Origin of the sequence: Chitinophaga sp., from assembly GCF_036566945.1 — a bacterium.
GTDB lineage: Bacteria > Bacteroidota > Bacteroidia > Chitinophagales > Chitinophagaceae > Chitinophaga.
The window spans coordinates 1-8,136 of record NZ_DATCVJ010000872.1 but is presented as its reverse complement, the minus strand read 5'-3'; the positions used below and the strand labels follow the sequence as shown (position 1 = coordinate 8,136).

Sequence of the window (8,136 nt, the reverse complement as noted above, 5' to 3'; positions counted from 1 at the left end):
TTTCTATAAGAGATATATCTCACATTGAAATTACTGATCAAAATAAACTAACAGTAAACAAAAACGGACTATCTGGCGGGCATATATTGGGTTATTCCGGATCCATTGATTCGTATCATCACGGCCGTATAAATCTTTATTCAAACGCTATTGAGCAGGAGTTTTTAATGATCTGCTTTTCGATTGACGCTGACCCCATTATTATTTGCCCGGCAGCCAGACATCTTTTCTTAAGCGAGATAAAAACGAAATCGCCCACACTCCCCGCTATCCTATTATGAAAAAAATATTATTGTTGTTCAGCAGCCTGCAACCGTTAACTGGTTTCCTGTCAGTTGCTCAAACGTCATCGCCTTATATACTCAATGGTGCTGCCACACAGCGCAACTGTAACTGCTATGTACTTACGCCGGATCAGCAAACCAGCGGCGGCACCGTTTGGAATAAAAATAAAATTGACCTTAGCCAGGATTTCGACTATGTATTTGATGTAAACCTCGGTTGCAAGGATGCAAGTGGAGCAGATGGTATCGGATTTATATTGCAGACCAAAGGCACCAATCTCGGTAGTAGCGGAGGCGGACTGGGATTTGAGGGTATTTCCCCTTCTCTGGGGGTACTAATAGATACCTGGCAGAATACGGATAGGAATGACCCTCCCTATGACCACCTGGCCATACAGATGAATGGACTGTCGGACCACAAAAGCAGTGGCAATCTGGCCGGACCGGTAACCGCCATCAAAAGTCAGGATAACATAGAGGACTGCCAGTGGCACCTCTTCCGCATTCAATGGAAGGCAGCATCGAAGCATATGGAAGTAAGCGTAGACAAACAACTAAGACTTACGCTAGACAAAGACCTGGTAAAGGATATTTTTAGCGGCAACCCCAATGTTTTCTGGGGTTTTGCCGGCTCTACAGGCGGCGCTTCCAACAAGCAACAATTTTGCGCGGCCTTACGACCTGAATTTATTTTTGATGCCAAACAACTGTTCTGTAGTGGTGCTCCAATACAGGTGAATGAGCAATCTACTTCTTTTGGTGTTATTACCAGATGGTGGTGGGATTTTGGAGACGGTACCTTTTCTGTTATGCCAACTCCTCCTGCACATATATATGCCAATGCAGGAGATTACAAAATAAAACTGGTAATTGAAGATAACAGTGGTTGCAAATCAGATACCCTGAAGGCGCCGCTTAGTATTGGCACGTCCCCTGTAGTTGACTTCGGACCAGATCACGCCTGCCTCGGCAATGACATCTATATGAATGATCGTACCACCATTACTGCAGGTATTTTACAAAAATGGGAATGGACCTGGGACAACGGCACCACCTCCGTCGGTGCTAAACCGCTGCTACCCTATACCACGCCAGGTTCCCGGCAAGTACAACTGAAAGTAACCTCCACACAGGGCTGCGCCAGCGCTACCAGCAAATCAATACTGATAGGGAATACGCCACAGGTAAGCGGCTTCATCGAAAATGTTTGCCTGGGAGCTACCACCTATCTTCGGGGCATTAATAATACAGCTGATATTCCCATAAAAAAATGGCAATGGGACCTGGGCAACGGCGAAACGCAACTTCAGCAAAATGCCGCTTATAGTTACAAAGATATTGGGTACTATCCTGCAAAGCTATACGCCATCAGCGAAGATGATTGCCCGTCAGCCATTAAAGACGTTCCCATTAACATATATGCGGTATATGCGGATGCCGGCCGCGACACGACTATCGGTAGCGGAAAGGCGCTCCAACTACAACCGGGATGGGAAGATAACCAGTTACAATATAGCTGGTCACCGGCCATTGGATTGTCCAATCCTAATATACCTAACCCCATAGCCACTATATATAAAAGCCAAACCTATCATCTTACGGTGACTTCCCCACAGGGATGTCATGATGAAGACGCCATCAATATAAAGGTGAATGATGGTCCGGCCTTTTTTGTGCCGAATGCCTTTACCCCCAACAATGATGGACGCAATGATATTTTTCACGTTATACTTGCCGGGCAACCTAAACTGGACTTCTTCTGCGTATGGAACCGCTGGGGACAGGAAATATTCCGGACTACAGATCCTCTCAATGGTTGGGACGGCAACTGCAATGGTCACCCCGCCCCTGCCAATACTTATGTGTGGATGGTACAGGGAGTAGACTATATGGGACAACGATTCAGCAGGAAAGGAACGGTAACGCTTATACGATAACAGCCGCTTACAGAGCAGGTCATTAAAAATGGAAAACACTCACGGAAAAGTAATCCTGTTGCAAACTGATGAATGATGACAATGCCACACAACAAAAAGGCGGCGCTTACGCACCGCCTTTTTTTATTTGGACCCGGGATAGGATTATTCCAGTCATCTCATAACCTACAACTGTTACACTGTTAAAGTAACAAGTGGCAAAGATACATGTCGAACCGCATATAAAACAGACCGCTATCCCGCAGGTTACCAACATTTCATGACTGATGTGCTTATGCAGGAATGCCAGGGCCAGTTTCGCGGTCCCAGAAACGATGTTGCGCAATGGCTTTAATGAAATCCTTGCTGCTGGCATCAATGAGCAGGCCCGGTTCCCTTTTGCCATCCGGCAAATATGTTTCCCGGAGTACGTCGATCCCTTCCCCGCTCACAGCTATTGCCTTACAGTGCTTAAACGCTTCATTGATGAAATGCAGCGCTGCGGCGTCATTTTTCAGAGTGGCAGCGCTGGCAGCGCCACCAGGTACATACACCGCATCAAATAAGACCGAAGCTGCGCCCAGAAAGGATTGATCCGCTTCTCCGTCTATCCCCTTTATTTTCCCCAACCGGGGAGCTATCAGCTGCACCTGGGCGCCGGCGGCCAACAGATCGGCTTTCATTTTATTCACATCTGCCCCGGAAACACCATCCGCTACCAGGAAGGCCACTTGCCTGGAGAGAATCGTATTCTTAACAGTATTGGACATGCTCAACGCAGGAGAAACTGTAACCTGCTGCTTCACGCTCCGGGGTTCATATTTTTTCACGTCGGCATCTGCAGGCCGCACCTGGTTCATCGGCACCGCAGGTTTGGCGGGTACCTTTATACCCAGGCCTTCCGCTACACGGCTGGCCAACGAGGCATCTACCTGCGTTAATAGCCCTACCATACGAATACGTATATCCGGTCGGGTTACCTTGCCCAGTTCAAAACGCAAGGCATTGACGATATGATTTTTTTCAACGGCCGACTGACTATTATAAAACAACGTGGCCTGGCTAAAGTGATCAAAGAAACTATCACTGCGGCCACGGATTTTCTTTGCATCTATTCTTTCTTCATAAGAAGTAAAACCCCCATCCTTTACCTTCGCCTGGAAAGGACAACCATTGCTGACGGTATTAGGCTCGTAAGCCGTTTCTCCACGGTTAATGGTTTGGCGCATATGCCCGTCCCGCTGATTGTTATGTACCGGCGCCACTGGCCTGTTAATGGGAATCTCATGAAAATTAGGGCTGCCTAAACGCGATAACTGCGTGTCTGTATAAGAAAATAACCTGCCCTGCAACAACGGGTCATTGGTAAAGTCAATACCAGGTACCAGGTGTCCCGGATGAAAAGCTACCTGCTCCGTTTCTGCGAAAAAATTATCCGGATTGCGGTTCAGTACCATCTTACCAATGCGCATCACTGGTACCACCTCCTCCGGAATCAATTTAGTAGGATCCAGTAAATCGAACGGAAATTTATGCTCATCTTTTTCTGCCACTATCTGTACACCCAACTCCCATTCCGGATAAGCGCCTGCCTCAATTGCATTCCATAAATCCCTGCGATGAAAGTCCGCATCTTTTCCAGAAATCTGCTGCGCCTCATCCCAGGCAACGGAATGTACACCAAGTACAGGTTTCCAATGAAACTTTACAAAACAGGATTTGCCGGCCGCATTGATAAAACGAAAGGTATGTACACCAAAACCTTCCATCATTCGCAGACTTCTCGGAATAGCACGGTCACTCATCACCCACATAATCATGTGCATACTTTCCGGCGCAATAGACACAAAATCCCAGAAGGTATCATGCGCAGAAGCCGCCTGTGGTATTTCATTATGTGGTTCCGGTTTCACCGCATGTACAAAGTCCGGAAACTTCATGGCATCCTGTATAAAAAACACGGGCACATTATTACCGACTAAATCGTAGTTACCTTCGTCTGTATAAAATTTTACGGCAAAACCACGCACATCACGCGCCAGGTCTGTAGATCCGCGGGAACCTGCCACTGTTGAAAAGCGAACAAACACAGGCGTTTGCTTAGTGGGGTCCTGCAGAAAACCTGCTTTTGTATACTTCGCCATCGATTCATACACCTGAAAATATCCATGCGCACCTTCTCCGCGTGCATGCACAATTCTTTCCGGTATACGCTCGTGGTCAAAGTGGGTAATTTTTTCCCTTAAAATAAAATCCTCCAGTAAAGAAGCGCCCCGCTCACCCGCTTTCAAAGAGTTCTGGTTATCATTAATACGAAGCCCCTGGTTGGTGGTCAGAAACTGATCGACTCCTTCTTCTGTATAAGGAGCAAGGTTCTCTGCTTTCTTACTGAGTTTACCGGTGGTAGTTGTTGATTTTTTCTTTGCCATGGTTTTGGTGATTTTAATGATGAGGTAGACTACCTCCAGTCGCACAAACCATACCATGGCAAATCAATGATTAAAACGCATTTTCATCTCCCTTCACCGTATTCCGGATCGTTAAAAATATAATCCGCAGATCCAGGTATACCGACCAGTTTTCCATATACCAGATATCGTGTTCGATTCTTTTACGCAGATGTGATTCTTCCGTAATTTCCCCACGCAGACCGCTTACCTGCGCCCAGCCAGTGATACCGGGTTTCAGAAAATGTCGGATCATATACTGCTGAATCACCCGGGAAAATTCTTCCGTATGGCGCAGCATATGAGGCCGCGGCCCCACAAACGACATGTCGCCCATCCAAACGTTCAGGAACTGTGGCATTTCATCCAGGTTGGTCTTGCGCAGAATGCGTCCTATCTTCGTAAAACGACTGTCATGCCGGGTGGCCTGTTTGGAATTGGCATCATTGTTCACATACATACTCCTCAGCTTCAAACAGGGAAAGTTCATATTATTACGACCTGTACGATACTGTATAAAAAACACAGGGCCCCTCGATTCCAGCTTAATGAGCAATGCCAGTAAAGGGATCAGCCAGGTTAATATAAACACGATGACCAGGCTGCTGAATACAATATCAAAGACCCGTTTACGAATCCGGTTGGCAATATCATCCAGCGGTTCTGCACGCAAAGAAATAATAGGAATATTATTGAAGTAATCCACAAAAATCTGTCGGTTGACAAACAACTTAAAATCCGGCACAAACCGGAAATGGATCAGGTTCAGTTCTGCCTCCCTTGCCAGGGTGTACAGGTAAGGAAATTTTTCCGGCGACAGGGTAGAATAAATCTCCCGGATATTATTGGATTGTGCATAAGGCACACAGGCTTCCAGGTTGCCAATTACCGGGTAGTACGACAATTCATGTACATTGCTGTATTCCTCAAAATACCCTTCAAATTTCAGGTTACTGTTATCCTCCAGTAGTTTATTGGCCAATTCTTTGGACAGCTCGTTATAGCCCAGTATGACCACTTTTTTCTCTACACCGTTGCGATGCAGGATATGACTGGTGACCCGGTAAAACAACCAGCGTCCCAGCAGCACCATGGTGATAAATCCGCTACAGTAAATAAGAATAAAGAGGCGCGAATACAATTGTTTGGAAAGAAACAAAAACAGCAACAATAACAACAGGTACAGCAAAATGCTCTGTATCGTTTTCCGCGCAATACGATCAAAAGACAACTGTTGACTCAGAAAATAAATACCTGTCGTATATAGCGCCGTCATCCAGGAGAGATTAGACACCACCAGGAAAATATCCACACTGATATCCTGCATGCGATCATATCGCTGCAACCATGAACTGCTGAGGAAAAACAACACATTCAAACAAATAAAATCCAGTGCAATTAACTGGATACTGCAAATTTTAAGATACCGGTTCAGCATAAAAAAGAATATGGTTGTTCAATAAAAGCGCTACGCCACCTGTTCTTTAAAGCGCGTCATCACACCCGAAACAGAAAGATGCGCCGCCGCATAGGCGCGGGCATTGCTGGCAATTTCAGTCGTATTATCCCACACAGCCCTGCCAATCCCTGTTTGCAAAGCCTCCTGGTTTTCCGCATCTACCAGTATGCCCATATTATGCCGGCTTACCAGCTCATGTAACCCTGTACCGCTGTTGGCTGTAATCAACGCAATTCCGCCTACTGCCAGAATAGTGGTAAGCTTGGAGGGCATCACCAGGTCGCTGGCATGTGCCTTTTGTATGACCAGGTGCACATCTGCCATGTTCAGGAAATTATTAAACTGCGCGGCAGGTTGCAACGGCAGAAAAACTGTATTGCTCAACTGTAACTGCTCCGCCAGTTGCTCTAATCTTGTTTTGTAAGGCCCCGAACCACAAATCAAGAAACGGATCTCCGGCTGATGCTGCCAGGCTGCCGCCGCATGCAGCAAGGCTTCCAGCCCCTGCTTTTCCCCGATAGCACCGGAATACAACACAATTTTATCAGTGGCGGAAAATCCAAAGGCTTCTTTCAAAGCCCCCTTATCCGTAAGCGGATGAAATTTTGTCACATCTACCCAATTAGGAAACAATAATACTTCTCCCCCTGTCTTATCACTTATTTTCCGGATCATACCATCGGCAATGCTGCTAACGTGATCGGCCCTACGCAGAATCGCCATCTCCAGTTTTAACAGCCAACCGATCAGCCGCTTCGATTTGATCATCTGTAAATCCCGCGCAGCCTCTATTTGCAGATCCTGCACATGATACACAAACGATGCACCCCGGAGCTTTTTGTACAACACTGCCAATAAGCCCAGATGAAAAGGTGGTGCTACGGTGATCACCACATCAAACTTCTTTTTCCATACCAGCTGCATGATCTTTACAAAAGCTGCTGCTGCAAAAGAAGCATCCTGCAACATTCTCTTTTTCCCGGATGGCGTGGCCGGCACGTACTGCGGACACCTGTATACTGTTACATTTCCCAGCACTTCCTTCTTAAACCAGTTCTTTGTACGGTCGTAAGGCGACTGTACCTGCCATTGCGGGTAATAAGGATAAGTGGTAATTACCGTACAGTCGTACCCGTTATCCGCCAGCCAGCTGATCATTTCACCATTATACTTCCCGATCCCCGTCGGCTCCGGTGAAAAATTCCCGCCTATCAGTAATATTCGTTTACCCATATACGTTATATTTTAATCTCATTTCTTCCACTGCCACAATACACCCAGCATAAACCCGGTGTTATTGGTCAGATCCCCATGATCCAGGGCCACGGCAGCAGTAATCGTTATTCCCTGTTCCGGTAGCGGGTAATGCACTTCTTCCAACGTATACCATTGCCGTTTCATAGGCGTAAAATTGGCCGTGTTGGTATACGTGCCGTAGTTTTGCGTGTAGGTAATGAGTGTTTTGCCCGTTATTTTTTTTGTGAGATGATAAAGCAAACCGATATGCCCGCCTGTTACGCGGTTATTAATAATGTTTCCTCCCCGCCCCCGGAGTGAATCTTTTGGCGCATCCCAGTTCAGCGGCTTCATATCCGGGAAATATTGCTGCCCCCTGTTACGATCAATAAACAATGGAGTACCAATAATACGCTCCTGGTAATCCCACCCCGTCAGGTATACGCCGTTGTTATAATAGCTTTCCCGCAATCGCAGCAAAAAGAAATCGTTGGATTGTTTGGTGTACATAAACTCCGCCGTCACTTTTTCCAACCATCGACCCGCCCTTTTATTGATATAAGTAATCCCCAGCAGCCGGTCAATGTTGCGGATATCAATGCCCTGACCGGATTCAAAAGGCGTTTGATTATACAGGTGTAATGCCAGCTGATCATTTTCCCAATCAGCACCTGCTTCTATAATACCCCGGTGATCACCCGGCCGGTTAGGCTGTATATCCTCATTTCCCACCGTACCATCGTCTTTCGTTTTCACCAGCAATACATCCAGGAGCCCCTGCCAGTTACTGGTGA

The 8,136-nt window shown here is 46.6% G+C and carries 6 protein-coding genes; 2 read left to right on the top strand and 4 right to left on the bottom strand.

The annotated features are described in order from the left end of the window. Window positions 1–281: hypothetical protein (locus VIP81_RS26390; protein ID WP_331968321.1), on the top strand; the 281-nt coding region annotated here is incomplete at its 5' end. Continuing rightward, a complete protein-coding gene (locus tag VIP81_RS26385; RefSeq protein WP_331968318.1) occupies window positions 278–2,221 on the top strand; it encodes a lectin-like domain-containing protein in 1,944 nt (647 codons plus the stop codon). The genes VIP81_RS26390 and VIP81_RS26385, both read left to right, overlap by 4 nt. 272 nt (window positions 2,222–2,493) lie before the next feature. On the opposite strand, the gene katE is transcribed toward VIP81_RS26385, so the two are convergent. The 4 genes from katE to VIP81_RS26365 all read right to left on the bottom strand — a co-directional run. Next, the gene (katE, locus tag VIP81_RS26380) at window positions 2,494–4,686 is read right to left on the bottom strand and encodes a catalase HPII (protein WP_331968315.1); all 2,193 of its coding nucleotides are present in this window, start codon (window positions 4,684–4,686) and stop codon (window positions 2,494–2,496) included. Between the two features lie 13 nt (window positions 4,687–4,699). Continuing rightward, a complete protein-coding gene (locus tag VIP81_RS26375) occupies window positions 4,700–6,085 on the bottom strand; it encodes an undecaprenyl-phosphate glucose phosphotransferase (RefSeq protein WP_331968312.1) in 1,386 nt (461 codons plus the stop codon). A gap of 30 nt (window positions 6,086–6,115) precedes the next feature. Continuing rightward, a complete protein-coding gene (locus tag VIP81_RS26370; RefSeq protein WP_331968309.1) occupies window positions 6,116–7,339 on the bottom strand; it encodes a WcaI family glycosyltransferase in 1,224 nt (407 codons plus the stop codon). A gap of 18 nt (window positions 7,340–7,357) precedes the next feature. Then, a partial coding sequence (locus VIP81_RS26365) for a hypothetical protein (protein ID WP_331968306.1) occupies window positions 7,358–8,136 on the bottom strand: 779 nt, incomplete at its 5' end.